Origin of the sequence: Roseivirga misakiensis (assembly GCF_001747105.1) — a bacterium.
GTDB lineage: Bacteria > Bacteroidota > Bacteroidia > Cytophagales > Cyclobacteriaceae > Roseivirga > Roseivirga misakiensis.
On sequence record NZ_MDGQ01000005.1, the window covers coordinates 1,545,807 to 1,563,979 of the forward strand.

The following is an 18,173-nucleotide window of genomic DNA, read 5'->3' on the forward strand; positions in this document are numbered from 1 at the left end:
ATCAATTAAATACAAAAATCATATGAAAACGATTAAATCAATAGTACTGGCAGTATTACTGCTAACAGGCGTAAGCGTTAGCACTAACGCTCAAAATATGGATGCCAAAATGATACACAGTAAAGAGATAAATAAATCTGCTGACGAGGTTTGGAGGGTCTTAAGGAAAATGGATGATATAGATAAATACTCATCAAGCATTGCGAAAGTAGACTGGGAAGGAAACAAGGGAATCGGAGGCATTCGAGTGTGTTGGACGCCTGATGGAAAAGGTTATTTCAAAGAACGAATAGTTGGCTTCGATGATGCTAACAGATCTTATACTTATTCTTTATTAGAAGGGGCACCAGTAAAGGGAATGATCAACACTTTTAAGGTGGTAGATATAGGCTACAACAAGTCGAAGATCGTGTGGTGGACGAATTATGAAGAGTTTGTGAAAAACCCGAACATGACCAAGGATCAGTTTCATGGCTTTATGAAAATGAACGTTACAGAAATGGCAGATAAAGTTGCATCTGCTGCCAAAGCATCGAAGTAAACTGTTCTAAGGTAAAAGAAGTGGGTATTCCTATTTTAACCCATTTCTTGATGGTTGAAAGAGGCGCTTTTTGCGCCTCTTTTATTTCCTATTCTATGAGCTACACTCAGTTTTGTCAGCCACACTCGCACCCTATGCAGAGTTACAAAGCTTCGGCCCCGAAGCCTTGGGGCAGCAGAGGTAGCCACCCACAGGCTTTTCATTGCCTAAAGCTTGCCACCAGCAATCGTCTTCACGGCATGGAATCTAAGCAGCGTCTGGCGCAATTATACGAGCAGGAGGAGGGAGGAGCGTTAAGAATTGATCTAGCACATCAATTTAGCGACTAGCCAGCTTGTAGGGTGAGCAGGCATACTTATGTGACACAGCCTGCCTGCCGAAATGCAATGTAGGCATGGCTTTGCTGGCGCATGTGTGTGGCATTTTGGTCTGCCAAGTTTCTTTTAATTCTTTCATCTTACCCCATGATCCATGTTTCCAAAATGTGCAAGTCTTCTACCGAAATGTATACGTCCCGAAAGGGTCTATTGCTGTTCCTTTGTAACAGTTAATAATTCAAACAGCAACAGATAAAATTGAATACAATGGAAAATTTAAAAGCAGGAAAAAACAGTGTTACATTCAAGTCTTTCGGATTAGACCTCGCGGGTGACTTATACCTTCCGGAAGGTTTTGACTCAAATAAAAAATACAAAGCCATTATTGGTACGAGTCCTTTTCCACAGGTAAAAGAGCAAGTTCCGGCAACTTATGGACCAGAGATGGCAGCGAGAGGATTTATATACCTAGGTTTTGATTTCATAGGCATGGGAGAATCGCCTCACCTTCCAGGTGAGCACATGAAATCTCGATACATGTTTAGGCTGATTGAAAACACTTGGGATGCTGTTTCTTATTTAACTTCACTTTCGTTTGTAGATGAGGTTTACGGGCTAGGTGTATGCCAAGGTGGTTCAATCCTAGCTTCAGCTTGTGTGACAGACCGTAGAATTAAGAAGCTTGCGACTGTTTCTGGAATGATGGCAGCAGACGCTTTCCAGTGGGGTGATCCAAATATTGCAAATTATATTATCGCTTCCTCGAATGCTTCCAAACAAAAAATGTTTGAAACGGGCGAACCAGATTATCACTGGGTTAATGTCATAGACGACAGTATGACAGAAGAAGAGTTTGTTGCGACTGGAACGCCAATGGCTGCTGATACATATAGTTACTATGGAAAAGATGGATTTAGAGGTCCTAATACAGTTGAAAACTTTACTAACGAGCATATCGCTGATCAAGGTATGCAATCTCTAATTTCAATTGGAGAGCATTACGCGGATAAGATCACTCAGCCAACTCTTGTTATTTATAGTCCAAACGCAGCTACAGCAATCTGCTCTACTAACTGGATCGAGAGGCTAACAAATAATCCTGAAGTTCTTACTTTTCCAGAGTTCAGCCACGTTCAATTCTATTTCAAACCAGAGGCTGTAAAAGCATCTACTGATGCGGTAGCAGAATTCTTCAACAAGGACTAATCATATTTTCAAGAAGAGGGGCCAATGTGGCTCCTCTATTTTTTTGAATAAAGTAACAATGACCATTCAAGAAATTGCAAAGGAAGTAAATAAACGCTGGGTACATCAAATTCGATGTGGTGACCATCGGTTTATTGACATCACCATAGTTGAGACCGAGGGCAGGTTTTTTGTGCGTCAGTATAAATTCGGGAAACGAAGTTGGTACCATGCCTTTCTTGACAGCTCCGATGGAGCCATGAAAGCGGGAGAGATGGTAGTGCCAATCAATGGCGTAGTACCTAAGGACTTGGATGAAATCAACCGAAAAGTGAACAAGGCTTATTTCAAAAAACTCAACATCATCTATCCTTTGATGAGGTTGACTTACAATAGAAAAAAGCATGAAGCTTCAACTCTCGAACTGATTCCAAAATTATGATTAATTTGATCAAACATGAAGAATTTAGCTTTCAATAGCATTAGTGACTTCCATGCCTATAACGGAATGCCAGAACCAGAGAACCCTTTGTTCAGCGCATCTCACACTAGAGTGAAGGAAGATAAATCACAAAATTGTGATGAGACGACAGGTGAGGAGATAAGCCTGACATGTGATTTTTACAGTATCAGCCTTAAGCATATTGTCGCTGGCGAATTAGTCTATGGAAGAACTCATTACGATTGTACTAACGGAACGTTGCTCTTTACCGCTCCTGGACAAAGTCTAATCTTTAAAGGACTCGTGTTTAGTTCAGAAGCCTATCATATTTGCTTCCATTCCGATTTTATTCAGGGCACGGCACTTCACGAGCAAATCAAGAAGTACCATTTCTTTGAATACCGAGTTAATGAGGCCTTGCACCTTTCTCCGAAGGAAGAAGAGCAACTTAAGACCATCTTCAAAAATGTTGAAGCCGAATATCAGAACAATCAGGATGAATTCTCCAAAGAGATCATTCTTTCTCAACTGGAAACCTTACTGAAGTATTCGGACCGTTTTTACAAAAGGCAATTCCTGAATCGAAAGACTATCAATCAAACTATGCTTTCGAGGTTTAAGGATATTTTGAATGACTATTTTGAGGCTGGCGAACTACTCAACAAGGGCATACCAACAGTAGACTGGCTGGCTGGTAAACTCGAAGTCAGTCATCGCTACATGAGTGATACGATCAAGGCTGAAACAGGCAAGACGGCCATTGATCAAATCAACCTTTTTCTGATAGATGAAGCCAAGAACATGCTTTTGGCGCCCAATGCTTCTATTTCGGAAACGGCTTATCGTCTTGGCTTTGAATACCCGCAATATTTCTCACGACTGTTTAAGAAAAAGACAGGCATAAGTCCTAAGGAGTATATTCAAATCAGTTTATCAAACTAATTCAGTTTTAATAGTTAGAAGGTGCTTTTCAGCACCCTCTTACAAGAATAGCTTTAAGAAGTTATCTCTCCTTAATCCGCTTCAAACTCTTCGACAACGAAATCACATCATAAAGAGAGTTCTTTTCAATGTCTTCGAGGGGATAATCCGAATGATAAAGTGCAATATGATGAACCAGTTTTAGTGACTTGGCCATCTCCTTGGCACCATGAAAATAGATGAGTTTTAACAGATCTCCCGAATACTTGGGATGTGGCTGTGTCCAATATTCAGGATTATAGTTTTTTCAATAAGTAACACGAAGGTAGAATTCACGTCTGGAATCTATGTGATAATAAATTCAAAATAGACTGGTGTGAGGTTCAAGAAAAACTTCTGGAAAAGAATAAATCACAATTTAATTACAATTAAAAAGATATATTTTTAATTTATGATTAATAAACCTTCTTATACAGTAATATGGTAATTCCCAAGATTAACACAGAAGATCTCTTACTTTACATTGTCAGTATTGGGGTCCTAATATTTCTTGCAATATACCTCAATAATTCGCTTTCAAATATAAGTACAGAGTTATCTAAACAGAGTCCGCTGAATGATAAATTGAGTGAGCTGCCTGAAATATATCAAGTTGAACAGAGATACATATATGCTACAAGGGTATTAATTTCAAACTCAGCCAGGAATAATATGAGTTTTATGGTTGGGGCAGTACTTTCTATTTTAGGAGCAATGATAATTATTCGGAGAGTAAAGACTGAAGCGAGTAGTCTTGATGCCGGCAATGAATTCTTTAAATTCAACTTGGTCTCTAATTCACCTGGATTGATTATTACTACCCTTGGCTGTGCAATTATTGTAATCGCGATTGCGTCAAGAGATAGTTATAGTATAACAGATTCGGATCTATCAAATAACCCACCAAATAAAGAGCGTCTTGATACTAACACAGATAACCTAACCACAAATATTAATGAAATTATTAAAAAGTAATAAATGGCTTTATTCTTTCCTTTTAATTGGTCTGATTTGCTATGAATCAAAGGCACAAAGGAACAAGGATGAATTGATTGTAACGGCAACAACCTTGATTGCTGAAGCTAATAAAAACATAGAGTCAAAGTCATGTAGTGGTCTCATAAGTGCTCTTGAGCTTTATAATGCATATGAGGTCTTGGCACTAGTCTATGATGACATCTTCAATAGCATCAATAAAAAGGTACGCGCTCTTGAGCTAGAAATATTTAATCAAAATTGTCAATCAAACCCTGGTAGAAGTAATGTTGGTAGTTTTACGACTTTTAAGTTTAGCCCGCTTAATAATCCCCCTAATAATGAAGTTCGAGCAGTTCTACCGGCATCAGTTCTGGCCAGTCATTTCATGTCCCCAGAGGCTCGATTAAGCTATATTAACTCGTTAGATACAGAATCTAAATATCAATTCTTAACCTGGACTCAACAAAATATAGAGCTCAATGGTAGTTTATCTGGTTTTGTAAAATCAAAATTTGGAACAGATAAATTGATGTCGGAAAATACTTTAGAAAATAGTTTAAGCCAAATAGATCTAGGCTTGCTAAATATCACTAAGAAAGATTGGGAAGTTATTCAAAATACTATCAAGGCAAATCTAAATTTAAAGAACGATTAAGTCTACAAATGTGGGTCTGGAATGACTCATTGTATAATTTAAACAAGTCAGAGATAACCAATGTAACCTTCTAGACTTCTTAACTAACCTTCAGGAGGCAATAGATAATAGGAATGAGTAGGGGAGTTGAGTTTTATTCATTCCACAACTTTATAAAAGAAATTAAAGTATGTCAAAATCGGTATCTTTATTACTAGGAGCAGGTTTCTCCGCTCCAAAAGGCTATCCAATCGGAAATGAACTGAACGAAATGATTTTAGCCTGTGATGGAACCGAATTTACGTTTCACACAAGTGGAGTTTTAGTCGGGGAAATCACTCAAAACTATAGGAATCATTATGAAATTACATTTGACTTCTTACGCGATCTGATCAAATTCTACAGTGAGAATGTCAAGTATTTCGACTATGAGGAGTTTTATGATTACTTGGTTGAAAAAGCATATTCAGATGAAAACATAAAGGCAGTCGGGAAAAAATTCCTTCGAGAGGATCAGGAAATTGATAGCCTTCTAAACAATGCTCCGTCAATTTATGCACAAATGGTAGGATTTTATCTTAAGGACCGTGAAGGTAAGATCTACCATGACAATGAGGAACACGCAGGCAAATTCACATTGACAGGCTATACTGGAATACTTAATTGTCTTGAAATTTGGGGGCAAACGTCAATTGTTCATGTCCATACTTTGAACCATGACTTATACTTTGAAAGGCTATCAGTTAGTGATTGGATTCAAGGTGAACTGTCTGACGGTTTTCAGGAAATCGGATCTAATTATTATGGAAAATTGCTTCATGATGATCGATCTTATTTAGTCAAGCTATCTTACTATTCTGAAGGTTACAACACAAAGTATCGCCTTTACAAACTTCATGGTAGTCGTGACTATGGAATATATTACACTGAAGCCAGCGATGGAGTATTAAGGCCAGAAGTATATTTGAAGACTAGATATGGCGTGGGTTTTGGTGAATTCTATAAGGAATTAATGGATGAAAATGGGAAACCGCTTAAATACGAAAAGTGTTGGGTCAACTACCATGCTGATTTTTTAACCGGAACAACATCTAAAATCGAGAGGTATCAGGAGCCCTTGCTTTACAATCGGCTTTTTGACCATTTCAGAAAAAATCTAGAAGAATCGGAAAGCCTTGTAATAATAGGCTATGGAGCAAAAGATGAAGAGATCAATCGAATGCTGATTGAACATTTTGATTATGAGAAGAAACCGGCTTTTATAGTTGATCCGTACGCAGGAAAGGCAGTTGAAGAACTAGCAGTTACTCTTGGAGCTAAGATTATAAAGACAGAATTAGATAGTTTGAGTATTGAGGAATTTACATGATGCTTCAGACATTATGTTAATTAGAATATTCGTTTAGCAAGGCGGGTGGGATGAAGGAATTGAGGGGGCAGCGTCCGTCCCCAAGTCTCGGGACGACCATATCTTCAACAGGTACACTTGAGCGTTCACAGAAGCTACTGAACAGCATTACAGTCTTACACAGTCTCTGCACTGCGTTAAGGAGATCTGCCTGTCGGTAGACAGGTTACCGGCGATGCTCATAATGACCTTTCTAAAATAAGCTACAGCTGGAAACACACCGGATAAGGGCTTATACAAGGGCTACGTATTAGCATGCATGTTTTAGAGGTTGATCATGATAATTCAGGACCAATGTCTGAGAAATGTGAAGCATTCGTTGCACTCTATAAAGATATTAAGCGAAACGCGCGACCATCGTATATTTGAAATCAATCTTTACAACAGGACGTACACAAGAAAATAGATCATCAGCTTTGCCTGGCAAATCTTATGTGAAGGGCTGGTCATTGTCTGGAACAGACACAGCGGGCGGTGGTGCTGGCCGTGTTTTGCTTTAACATAAGATCATTACCGTTATCGCACTGGAGTGACGATAACTGATCTTATGTAAACCACGCTGTGGCCGCAAAACACTATATTAGTTATATAATTAATATTATGTAAAATAGATTGTCTGAATATTATCATTCGCTAATTTCTTTACTGTTACTCTATCCTCTACTCTAGGCATTCCATTTAGGCATAAAAAAAGGGACACAATCTGTATCCCTTACTTTGAAATTTTTCTAGCTTAGTTACCGCCCTCTAATTTGTCTATCTTGTCAAGTAACTCATCTCTCTTCTCAGTCATTTTTAACTGGTCGTAGATAGTACTTAATGGTCTTAATGCATAAAGATCATTACCGTCAAGCTCTAACATCTTTTGGAACATTGGCATTGACTCTTTGAATTTCTCTAATGCTTGGTTCTTCAACGCTTCATATTTCGCGTCATCATCAATTTCAGTATTAGCGTTCGTCATGATATCAGCAGCTTGGTTGTAAATCGCAGAACCTAACACGTAGAATACTTCAGAATAATTAGGATCCATTTCCAAGGCTACTTTTGCATATTTCTCAGCTTGAACAAAATCGTCTTTATTCAGCATTAAGAATGCTAAGGTGTAGTAATTCTCTTTCGCTGCTCCTCCAGCATTTACAATATCCATTAAACCTGAAATTGCTTCGTCAATTCTATCTGACTCCAATAATAGGTTTACTTCGTTTGTTGAGTACCACTTATCATCTGGGTAAGCCTCTTTACCTTTTCTTATCGCGGCTAATGCAGTATCATAGTCTTTACTTTCTGCAGACATAGAGATCACAGATTTTAAAGCATATTCTTTGTTATCGAACTCACCTTCGTGGTTCATCACAATCTTGTAGAATTTCAACGCAACTTCATCGAGATCTGCGTTTTGAGCAGAGTATCCTGCAAAGAATGCTCTTTCAATTTGCGTTGGGTCCATTTCATAAAGCAAGTTTAGCATCGGATGTGCCTTCTCGAAATTCTCTTCGTCGAGAGCTTTGTTGCTTTCCATTGTTAAATGGTGCTCTAACAAACCGTAAGCTTCTCCTCCATCAATTTGCTTTGTTGGATCTAATGGATTAAAAATTGGGTTCTCCATTAGTTTAGCCTTGTTTTTCTCGTCAGACAATTCAATCGCTTTGTTGAATTGCTTTAAGCTTTCTTCAGCATCGGCAATGTTATCAAACCCACCAGCGATGTAATTTTGAAGGCTTACTTTACCCAATACAGTGTATACTGATGGATTTTCTTGTGTTTCTGCATTATCTGCGGCTTGTTTAGCCAAGGTCGCAGCTTGTTCATAATCACCTTTTCTCAAGGCTTTCTCTGCACTTTTCAATACTTTCTTCTGAGCATAAACGCCCATTGCCAGAATTGATAGTGCTACGGTAAATACTAACTTTTTCATGAGTTTCAGTCTCTAGTTTAATCTTCTTTTTTGTCTTCTTGAGATGATTCACCCGAATCATCGGTATTAGCTGGAGTCTCTAATTCTTCCTCTTCTCCTTCTATTCGCTCAATTTTCTCAACAGATGAAATCTCATCTCCTTCGTTTAAACGAATCACTCGGACTCCTTGAGTTGCACGCCCCATAACTCTTAATCCTGCAACAGAAATTCTGATTGTTATACCAGATTTGTTGATAATCATAAGGTCATCGGTATCGACAACTTCTTTAATGGCAACCAAGTTACCAGTTTTTTCAGTAATGTTAATGGTTTTGACTCCCTTACCTCCTCTTTTGGTAATTCGGTAGTCTTCTATGGCAGAGCGCTTTCCATAGCCCTTTTCGGACACTACTAGTAGGTTAGCGTCTTCCCTGTTTACACATACCATGCCAACTACTCTATCATCATTGCCCTCTAACCTTACTCCTCTTACTCCAGCGGCTGTTCTACCCATGGCCCTAGTTTGATCTTCATGGAAGTGAACTACTTTACCTGATCGTTTACCAATAATGATGTGATTATCGCCATTGGTGAGCTTAACGGCCAATAAACGATCGCCTTCGTTAATGGTGATTGCATTAATACCGTTCGTTCTAGGTCTAGAATATGCCTCAAGACTTGTTTTCTTAATGGTACCTTTTTCAGTACACATAATTACGTAATTGTTATTCACGTAATCTTCGTCTTTCAAGTCGCCAACACTAATTACACCACGGATTTTATCACCTGGTTCAATGTTGATAAGGTTTTGTACTGGTCTACCTTTAGAAGTTTTACTGCCTTCCGGCAGCTCCCAAACCTTTTTCCAGAACACTTTACCAAACTCTGTAAAGATCAGCAGGTAGTTATGCGTCATACCCATAAAGAGGTATTCTGTGAAATCGTCCTCTTTGGAGCCTGCTCCTTTCGAACCAACACCACCTCTACCTTGTGTTCTGTATTCTGATAGTAATGTTCTTTTGATATATCCTTGGTGAGAAATAGTGATGACCATTTCCTCGTTTGGAATCATGTCCTCTGTCGTAAAGTCTTCCGCAGAGTGAATAATATCCGTTCTTCTCTCATCACCATAACGATCTTTAATCTCGATCAATTCGTCTTTGATGATTCCCATTCTGAGCTCTTCTTTTGCAAGAATTTCTTCCAAGCGGGCGATCAATTGCATGATCTCGTCGTACTCTTTCTGGATTTTCTCTCTTTCAAGACCTGTCAGTCTCTGGAGTCTCATTTCCAGAATCGCTTTAGCTTGAATTTCAGAAAGCTTAAAGTTCTCTATTAATCCTGCCTTGGCAATTTCAGGGTCTCTTGAGCTTCTAATCAGGTTAATTACCTCATCTAGATTATCTAGGGCTATTAAATAACCCTCCAAAATGTGGGCACGTTTCTGAGCTTCTTTTAACTCATACTCTGTTCTTCTCACCACTACCTCATGCCTGTGATCCACAAAGTGCTTAATGAGGTCTTTGAGGTTAAGCGTATATGGCCTCCCATTTACTAAGGCTACATTATTTACACTAAATGAAGATTGTAACTGGGTATACTTAAACAAATTGTTTAAGACTACATTGCCTATGGCGTCTTTCTTTAACTCATAGACAATGCGCATACCATTTCTATCAGATTCATCTCTAATATCAGATATACCTTCGATTCTTTTCTCATTTACCAATCCAGCAGTCTTCTCGATCATGCTGGCTTTGTTCACTTGGTAAGGGATTTCGGTTACGATAATCTGCTCGCGTCCGGTTTTGGTAGTTTCAATATCTGCTTTAGCACGTAATACTACTCTACCTCTACCCGTCTCCAAGGCAGATTTTACACCTGTGTAGCCATAAATAGTTCCACCAGTAGGGAAATCAGGCGCAGTAATGTGCTGCATTAACTCCCCTATCTCTATTTCTTTATTATCAATGTAGGCATTGATCCCATCTACTACCTCGCTCAGGTTATGTGGTGCCATATTTGTGGCCATACCTACTGCAATTCCTGAACTACCGTTTAATAACAAGTTTGGCAACTTAGCAGGTAGTACTGTTGGTTCTTTTAAGGAGTCATCAAAGTTGAATTGAAAGTCAACTGTATCCTTGTTAATGTCCGTTAGTAACTCATCGGCAATTCTACGTAAACGCGCCTCGGTATAACGCATCGCGGCGGGTGAATCACCATCTACAGAACCAAAGTTTCCTTGTCCGTCGACTAGTGGGTAACGAAGGGACCATTCTTGGGCCATACGCACCATGGTGTCGTAAACGGAAGAGTCTCCATGTGGGTGATATTTACCCAAGACCTCTCCTACAATTCTAGCTGATTTTTTATATGATTTGTTCCAGTTTACCCCAAGGTCCAACATACCGTATAAAACCCTTCTGTGTACGGGTTTAAGGCCATCTCGAACGTCAGGTAATGCTCTTGAAATAATCACCGACATAGAGTAGTCGATGTATGCACCACGCATCTCATCTTCTATGTTAATCGGGATGATTGTTTCGTTATCTCCTTCTGCCATAAATAACTTAAAAAGTCTAATTAATTAAGGCAGCAAGATACCAAAAATAATCGGTTTTGGCGGCTAAAAATTGGGGCTTTAATTGCCTTTCTTCGTCTTCTTTTTTTTCGGTTTGGCGAAAGAGTATCCTCGGGGTTTTCTTCTAATTCTATTTTCGCCATATCGAGGGTTTTGTTTTCGATAAAACGGTCTTCCACGGTAGATTTTCCCTTCAAAAACGTGCTCTAATTGCACTTGATCAGCTTTATACTTATTTCTCGGATATGTTGGGTATTTCAACAGCAAACCTAAGTCAATACTGAAGACGGTGTACTTGTGCTGCGCAGAAATAAATTCATTGGCTATGGTATAACTCCTGAACTCTACTGAGGGTCGGATATAGCCTTTAAAGTATTTCGAGAATTTTTGCTGGAACATTATTCCCACATTGAAAAATGGGTCATAAGTAATCAGATCATTATCGGCATGGCTACTCTTAATTTTCCATACACCGCCCATTACATCGGCCAAAATAGAATAGTCCCCTAGCGTGTAGAAATTATAGGTGAGCGAGCCAAAGATTTTAGTGGTACTCAACTTAGTTCTCGGCAGGGTAAAGCTTCTGAGTTCTGACGATACTTCTTGGGTGGAAACACTGTTTCGGAAGTTTATTGCTCCAAAGCTTATACCACCTCCTATTCTTACTAAATCTTCGTCAGTATATACTTTGTCCTTCGTGAGCTCCGAATTCTTCTTATCCAGTTTCTTAATACTGAAGGATAACCTAAAGGTCAATGGATTAATGCTACCATTGTTGGTGTAGGATAAATCGACCGTATCTGTTCTAACAATGTGGCTGTCATCATCAATTCGCTCGATACCGATTGGTGATATCCGGTTGAACCAATTGTCGTAGGCATTTAAAGGGCTCGTATTGCCCTCTTCTTCACCCAATGGCACAGCGTAGAGTTGATCGCCTCTTGGGTCGCGTATGACAGATACATCGGTCAGTGGATTTCGGTATGTAAAATAACCAAAGCCCTTTTCTATACTAAAGTTGAATTTATTGAGCGCTTTTCTGATTGGGTTAACCAGTTTTCTTTCAGCTTTCCTTTTTTCCTTTTCTGGATCTGGAGCCACCTCTAAGACAAATCCGTCAACATTGGCCTTCTTATTTTTTCTTTTGAATAACTGGGCCTCGGTTTGAAACGCCGAACAAAGCAGAAGAGGGATGATAAGGAATAAGGCGCGCTGTTTAAGCAAATGACTATTGTTTCTTAATTAATGGTAAACTAAAGCAATTATTATAGAAGGCATAAAAAAAGACTGCTAAAAGCAGTCTCTTTCGTTTTAGAATATATTAAGGTTGATTAAGGTTCTGTTGACATTGACGACATCATACCGTCTACTCTTGCTTTTAATGCACTGTCGCTTTTGTAAGCTTTCTTAATGGCATTGTACTGCTTAGCACCTAAAGAATACTTCGCGAGGTTACTTACTACTGTACCAGCTGCTTTAGTTCTTGCTTTCACAAGCTTTTGCATTTGACCATAGAATCCTTTTTCTAGGTCTGAGGCATCAGCTGGTAATTTAGAAACATCGCCTTTAGCAGCTTTGTCTAAAGCGTCATATCTTTTACCATCGATACCCTCTTGCTGTGCAATGTAACCATTCACTAGCGGGCTAATTTTTTCTGTGATAGACTTCTGGGCCATAAGAATAATAGCGTAATCTTTTACCTCTTGGTCTGTGAAATCCTGCGCACTTACTGTACTAAAAGCCATCATTGACATCAACATGGTCATTAATACGGTATTCGTTAATCTTCTCATTTCAATTTTAAATTTTAGTTAAAAGAAAGGGTAGTCAATCCTTCTCTTCAGATAGTTTGTAGTTTAGTTGCTTATTACAGCGATACAAAACAAAGGAATTGTCGAAAACATACAAGCGAAAATTTGTCAAATTTCCCTTAAAGGCAATAATTTTAGGCAAGTGTCCAATATTTGACAAATAAAATTCAATCATGCGCAAAGTTTACTACCTCTCCACCTGCGATACCTGCAAAAGAATAATGAGTAGCTTGAATCTTGATGGTTTCGAAAAACAAGACATCAAAACAGAAGCCATCACTAGCGAACAGATCGAGCAAATGCATGCACTTTCGGGTTCCTATGAAAGTTTGTTCAGTAAGGTGGCTAGAAAATATCGTGCCAACGGATTACATGAAAAGTCATTAGACGAGCCTCAATTCAAGGCGTTGATTTTGGAGGAGTATACTTTTCTAAAGCGTCCTGTTTTTATAATCGACGATCAAATCTTTATTGGTAACAGCAAAAAAGTTGTTGCCCAATTACAGGAAACTTTGAATTAGGAGATTCTTCACTTGGCTTAAAGTACTAAGGAATTATTCAAGAGATCCTTCGCTGCGCTCAGGATGACGATAGTCTTTCGTCACCTTGAGTGAAACGAAAGGTCTGTATCTAGTGCAAGTTTTCCTAAACAAGGCAGCCTGCCCACGGCTAATCCAGTTAGAGTCAATCCGATCGATAGGCTCAATGCACTAAGACAATCATCATGAGATCCTTGGCTATGCTCAGGATGACGATAGTGTTTTCGGCTACTCACGTGTTTCGTCACCTTGAGTGAAACGAAAGGTCTGTATAAACGGCATGTGGCATTAATGAAGCATCTTGCTTAAGGGTAATCTAACAATAGTCAATCCGATCACACGGCTTAAAGCACGAAGACAAATATTTAAGAGATCCTTCGCTATGCTCAGGATGACGATGGTCTTTCGTCACCTTGAGTGAAACGAAAGGTCTCTTTTAAAACAGAAACTCGTTAAATGTTCTTGAGCTCTTCAATAGTCATTTGTGGATCAACAGACTTGAAGACAAAGCTCCCAGCAACCAATATATCCGCCCCTGCCTCCATCAGCAATGGTGCATTGCGAATATTAACGCCACCGTCGATTTCTATTAGCGTATTGGCATCATTTTCAGCAATAATCTCCTTTAGCTGTCTTACTTTTTTGTAGGTATTCTCGATAAACTTCTGACCACCAAATCCAGGATTCACAGACATGATACAAACCAAGTCTATATCGGCTATAGTATCTTCCAGTAATTGAACGTTCGTATGTGGGTTGATCGCCACGCCTGCTCTACAATCGAGTGCTTTAATCTCTTGTAGCGCTCTATGCAAATGATCGGTAGCCTCATAATGAACCGTAATATTCGCTGCGCCAACGTCTCTAAAAGCCTTGAGGTATTGTTCCGGCTTTTGGATCATTAAATGTACATCAAGTGGTTTTTTCGCATGCTGATTAATAGCATCGCAAACAGGAATTCCAAATGAGATATTAGGCACAAACACGCCATCCATGATGTCAACATGAATCCAATCTGCCTGACTTTCATTTAACATTTCAACGTCTTGTTGAAGGTTAGCAAAATCTGCAGCTAGAACTGAAGGGGCTATAATGGGAGAACTCATGATCAAATATAAATCAATAATGACCAATAAACTTAGCCTCGCTTAATGATCTTTTTAGTGATGACGCCAAGACTAGATGTTAGCCTAAGCACTAAAAGACCAGGTCTAATGCTTGATAGGTCAATTTCTTGTTTGTTGTTGAAAAGACTTGGTACAATTCGATAAACTTCAACTTTAGCGCCTTCGCTATTATAGATTTCTATGCCGACCTCTTCTCCAATAAAGGGTTCTCCAAAACTTAGTGTAAAGTAAGGAAGGTCAGTGGGGTTGGGATAAGCGATAATCCCCTCTTCTATCGGAATAAGTGACTCGTCAGCAATTTTTACGGCTCTTTCGAAAAGCGGAATACCAAAACCATAGTCGTCATCTGGGTTTTTAGCCCTATCTCCAGATTCTCGTAAAATATCCATAAGCTGGATGTTCGTTTTCTCAGGGAATGCTTCAATTAACCCCGTGGCCAAGCCAGCTACTAATGGTGATGAAAAAGACGTGCCATTAGCGACTGTTAAAAAGCCTTGCGGGTTAGTCACTTCAACATTCACCCCCAGTGCTACTACATCTGGTTTTGTGGTGCCGCCCCCTCCTAGTCCAGAACTACTAAAGCCAGCCAGTACACCAATACTATTAATAGCTCCTACTGCTAGTACATTTTCACTGTCTGCTGGGGCGGTAATGGTTCCCCAAGGGCTATTTCGCTGATTTCCCGAGCTATTTACTAGAAGTATACCTTTGCTCGCTGCTATATTCGCTGCGCGAGTAATCACGGCCGTTTGGCCATCCATTTGACTAACCGTATAGTCCATACTGGCATCATCAAATTCACTATAGCCCAAAGAAGTGTTAATGATATCTACACCGATGCTATCCGCCGCTTCTGCCGCAAACAGCCAGTTGTACTCCTCTATTCGGTATTCACTTACTTCATTTTCGGTTACTGCCAGCATGAAACTGGCCTTCGGTACGGCACCGATCATTTCACCGTCTGCACCCAAAACGGACAGCACGTTCAATCCATGATCAAACCGATTACCTACATCAATACTATTATCGACATAGTTAAAGGTATGGATAAAGCGATTTTCAGCTAGAATATGAGCAAAGGCAGGATTGTTATCGTAGTTATTGAATCCTGAATCGAAAATGGCTACAAACACATCACTACCCATATAGCCTTCGGTGTGCATTTGATCTATGCCCAACATTTGATATTGGAGGGTCTCCACTCGTGGTGGCGGTAATGGTGAATCATCGGTTTGCTCTATTTCCCCCGGCGGAGAAAGTATGGCTGCAGGCGATACGAATTCTACACTTTCTACAAATGGTAAACTCATGACGTTGTTCACATCTACGGCTTCCATCTGGACAAGCAAAGCATTCATCCACCGAGAAGTATAATAAGTTTCAATGCCTAATGCTCCTACTTGATCGACATAGCTTGAGTTTACAGGGAAATCTTGCGAAGTGATCGCGGCATTGTGCTTTAAACGCCTATCAATAGCTCTTTGGGAGAGGAATTCTAATGGTCTATTTGTGGAATAATTTGTATTGGCTTTATCGGTAAAAAAGACCATATACTGGTCTTGTCCTTTAAGACATGTACTTAGGAATAAAAGGCATATGATTAGTCTAGTTCCCCTCTTCATTTAAGCTACCATGTGCGGTTAATACCTCTCTGTAGTACCGACCCGACTGCACAATTTCTTGATTGGCGCAAGGACCAACTGAGCAAAATTTCAGTTGCCGGTACTCTTTACGAACTAGTCCAATGCTATCGGCGTAAACCTCCGTTCTCTCATCCCTAAACGTAATGGCAAGGCCACTGGGGTTTTCATCATTGTCATCACTTACCTGTATCTCGGTTGCTCTCAAAAAAGTATTAATTCCTTGGGTAAAGGGTTCATTAAAGGTCAAATATCGTTGGGTTAAGGCATCGCGACCGTTGAGTAAGTTTCTGTCCCACCTTCGAGAAGTATCTACTGGAAAAACCATTTTCACCAATGGTAAATTGTTCTCAACCGACACTGCCATGCCCTCTTCTACTCTAGCTGTCCAAAGGGAATCCAACGACCAAGGATCGTTACTTGTATTCCTAGTCAGTCGACGGATCAATCTGGATTCAATACCATTAGAAACGAAAGAATCACTCACTTCTTCACGTAACTGATACTCTAGGGTATCGCTGATTTCTACAGCCGAATACCGAATTTCATAAACTTCGTATTCACGAAATTTATCAGGTTCAAGAAAGAAATATGATTTACCTAGATCTGGATCAAGCGGTTCTTCAGCTGGTGCGTCATCATTTGATACACATGAAAAAGTGACCAAAATGAGCAATAAGAACAGGTATTCGAATTTCAAACGCATTTGACGTAAAATTAACAGGTTTGGTCAATGATTGGATAACGTTAAACGACTATTCTTCGCATCTAATACCACCAATCTTCTTGAATGAACTACAAGTGTCTTAGCAAAGACCCTAATTATTTGATGTGATTTGGGAACATCATTTTTAAATGGTTCCATCTTGAAATTCTGATGACAATTGCTTTTAAAATCTGTTATTTTTGCCCTGAATTTAGAGCAAGTTTAAAATATGGCCTTAAGAACGTTTGTAGTTGTAAGTGGCATCAACAACCTGAGTGATGCAAGATATTGTGCCGGAATGGAAGTGAATGAGTTGGGATTCAACATTGAACCCGACCATCAGAATTATACGGACCCTACAAAGTTTAAGGAAATGACAGATTGGTTGTCTGGTGTTGAATTTGTCGGTGAAATTAATGATCCAGCTACAGATGTCGCCAATGCCATCAAAGATTACGGGATTAAATCGGTTCAAATCAGTCATCTCGATCAGATTGAGGTAGCACTATCAACAGGGCTTGCTGTTGTTTACAATGCCACCTCTATTGATGAAGCCGTAAAAGCCTGGGATCTATCCAACCAAGGCTTGGATTATATAATAATCAATAACTCCACTGTAAATTCAGATGCCTTAAAGGAGGCCTCCTTTCCTTTTGTCGTTTCAGAAGGCTTTCAGGCTGAAAATGTTATTGAATTTGTTGAAAGCCTAAATGCGAAGGGAATCTCTCTTACCGGTGGTGATGAAATTAGACCTGGTTACAAAGATTTCGACGAATTGGCTGATATCCTTGAGGAATTAGAAATTGACGACTTGGCGGGATAGTCGACAAAACCGCTCTTAAAAAAAATGTCCTCTTTCGCGTATCTTGCTGTTTGACCTATTAACTTATGTGTCAAAGTTACTCCTATGAAACGTATTATACTTTTTAGTCTTCTTCTTGTTTGTTCTGCTCAGTTAGTTGCACAAAATGAGGTAACCACTTTTATCCTGATTCGTCATGCTGAAAAATCTAATGATGATCCAAGAGATCCAAACTTATCTGAAGAAGGTGTGAAAAGGGCTCAGGCCTTAAAGGAAATGTTAAGGGAGGCTGATATTGCTGCTCTTTATTCTTCGCCATACAAAAGAACTAAAAGCACTGTCCAGCCGATTGCTGAAGCAAAGGGTCTAACGATTAACACTTACGACCCACGAAGTGCCGCTTTTTTGGAAGATATTATGAAAGAGCACCGAGGTAAAACGATCGTTATTTCTGGTCACTCAAATACTACTCCCAATGTGGTAAACGCTCTAATTGGTAAAGATCAGTTCAAACAATTATCAGAGAGCGATTACTCTAAAATCTTTATTGTAAGCGTGACGGAAATTGGAAAAGGTACTGCCACTGTACTTTCTTATTAGC

The 18,173-nt window shown here is 39.4% G+C and carries 17 protein-coding genes; 10 read left to right on the top strand and 7 right to left on the bottom strand.

Annotation, left to right across the window (positions count from 1 at the left end; all coding sequences use genetic code 11):
- Positions 1-22 precede the first annotated feature (22 nt).
- The 7 genes from BFP71_RS14290 to BFP71_RS14325 all read left to right on the top strand — a co-directional run bounded on the left by BFP71_RS14290 (position 23) and on the right by BFP71_RS14325 (position 6,426).
- A complete protein-coding gene (locus BFP71_RS14290; protein WP_069836125.1) occupies positions 23-541 on the top strand; it encodes an SRPBCC family protein in 519 nt (172 codons plus the stop codon).
- A 584-nt stretch (positions 542-1,125) separates the two neighbouring features.
- A complete protein-coding gene (locus tag BFP71_RS14300) occupies positions 1,126-2,064 on the top strand; it encodes an alpha/beta hydrolase (RefSeq protein ID WP_069836127.1) in 939 nt (312 codons plus the stop codon).
- Between the two features lie 58 nt (positions 2,065-2,122).
- Positions 2,123-2,485 (top strand): hypothetical protein, encoded by a 363-nt coding sequence (locus BFP71_RS14305; RefSeq protein WP_069836128.1) that lies wholly within the window; start codon positions 2,123-2,125, stop codon positions 2,483-2,485.
- Between the two features lie 15 nt (positions 2,486-2,500).
- Positions 2,501-3,427 carry a helix-turn-helix domain-containing protein gene (locus BFP71_RS14310; protein WP_069836129.1) on the top strand — a complete coding sequence of 309 codons (927 nt, stop codon included), beginning with the start codon at positions 2,501-2,503 and terminating at the stop codon, positions 3,425-3,427.
- Positions 3,428-3,886: 459 nt separating this feature from the next.
- Complete coding sequence (locus BFP71_RS14315; RefSeq protein WP_069836130.1) at positions 3,887-4,420, top strand: hypothetical protein; 534 nt, start codon at positions 3,887-3,889, stop codon at positions 4,418-4,420.
- Positions 4,401-5,078: a hypothetical protein gene (locus BFP71_RS14320; protein WP_069836131.1), complete on the top strand. Its 678-nt coding sequence runs from the start codon at positions 4,401-4,403 to the stop codon at positions 5,076-5,078. The genes BFP71_RS14315 and BFP71_RS14320 overlap by 20 nt, the downstream gene beginning before the upstream one ends.
- Positions 5,079-5,247: 169 nt before the next feature.
- Positions 5,248-6,426, top strand: coding sequence for a hypothetical protein (locus BFP71_RS14325; RefSeq protein WP_069836132.1), 1,179 nt, complete (start codon positions 5,248-5,250; stop codon positions 6,424-6,426).
- A gap of 772 nt (positions 6,427-7,198) precedes the next feature.
- On the opposite strand, the gene BFP71_RS14330 is transcribed toward BFP71_RS14325, so the two are convergent.
- The 4 genes from BFP71_RS14330 to BFP71_RS14345 form a co-directional block, all read right to left on the bottom strand.
- On the bottom strand, positions 7,199-8,383 hold the full coding sequence (locus tag BFP71_RS14330) for a tetratricopeptide repeat protein (RefSeq protein ID WP_069836133.1): 1,185 nt from the start codon (positions 8,381-8,383) through the stop codon (positions 7,199-7,201).
- 17 nt (positions 8,384-8,400) lie between these two features.
- Positions 8,401-10,929, bottom strand: a complete 2,529-nt coding sequence (gene gyrA / locus BFP71_RS14335; protein WP_069836134.1) for a DNA gyrase subunit A — start codon at positions 10,927-10,929, stop codon at positions 8,401-8,403.
- Positions 10,930-11,007: 78 nt separating this feature from the next.
- On the bottom strand, positions 11,008-12,171 hold the full coding sequence (locus BFP71_RS14340; RefSeq protein WP_069836135.1) for a hypothetical protein: 1,164 nt from the start codon (positions 12,169-12,171) through the stop codon (positions 11,008-11,010).
- Positions 12,172-12,278: 107 nt separating this feature from the next.
- Positions 12,279-12,740 (bottom strand): DUF4168 domain-containing protein, encoded by a 462-nt coding sequence (locus BFP71_RS14345; RefSeq protein ID WP_069836136.1) that lies wholly within the window; start codon positions 12,738-12,740, stop codon positions 12,279-12,281.
- A 191-nt stretch (positions 12,741-12,931) separates the two neighbouring features.
- Here BFP71_RS14345 and BFP71_RS14350 point away from each other — a divergent pair, with 191 nt between their 5' ends.
- Positions 12,932-13,279: an arsenate reductase family protein gene (locus tag BFP71_RS14350; RefSeq protein WP_069836137.1), complete on the top strand. Its 348-nt coding sequence runs from the start codon at positions 12,932-12,934 to the stop codon at positions 13,277-13,279.
- Between the two features lie 470 nt (positions 13,280-13,749).
- Here the strand turns inward: BFP71_RS14350 and rpe are convergent, their stop codons facing one another.
- Genes rpe through BFP71_RS14365 form a run of 3 tightly spaced genes read right to left on the bottom strand, consistent with a single transcriptional unit; the run spans position 13,750 to position 16,770 of the window.
- Positions 13,750-14,403 (bottom strand): ribulose-phosphate 3-epimerase, encoded by a 654-nt coding sequence (gene rpe, locus BFP71_RS14355; RefSeq protein ID WP_069836138.1) that lies wholly within the window; start codon positions 14,401-14,403, stop codon positions 13,750-13,752.
- A gap of 32 nt (positions 14,404-14,435) precedes the next feature.
- Positions 14,436-16,046, bottom strand: coding sequence for a S8 family serine peptidase (locus BFP71_RS14360; RefSeq protein WP_088125052.1), 1,611 nt, complete (start codon positions 16,044-16,046; stop codon positions 14,436-14,438).
- A complete protein-coding gene (locus tag BFP71_RS14365; protein ID WP_069836140.1) occupies positions 16,030-16,770 on the bottom strand; it encodes a hypothetical protein in 741 nt (246 codons plus the stop codon). The genes BFP71_RS14360 and BFP71_RS14365 overlap by 17 nt, the downstream gene beginning before the upstream one ends.
- A gap of 229 nt (positions 16,771-16,999) precedes the next feature.
- Here BFP71_RS14365 and BFP71_RS14370 point away from each other — a divergent pair, with 229 nt between their 5' ends.
- Both BFP71_RS14370 and BFP71_RS14375 read left to right on the top strand, forming a co-directional pair.
- Complete coding sequence (locus BFP71_RS14370; protein ID WP_069836141.1) at positions 17,000-17,593, top strand: beta/alpha barrel domain-containing protein; 594 nt, start codon at positions 17,000-17,002, stop codon at positions 17,591-17,593.
- 84 nt (positions 17,594-17,677) lie between these two features.
- Positions 17,678-18,172: a phosphoglycerate mutase family protein gene (locus tag BFP71_RS14375; RefSeq protein ID WP_069836142.1), complete on the top strand. Its 495-nt coding sequence runs from the start codon at positions 17,678-17,680 to the stop codon at positions 18,170-18,172.
- Position 18,173 lies beyond the last annotated feature (1 nt).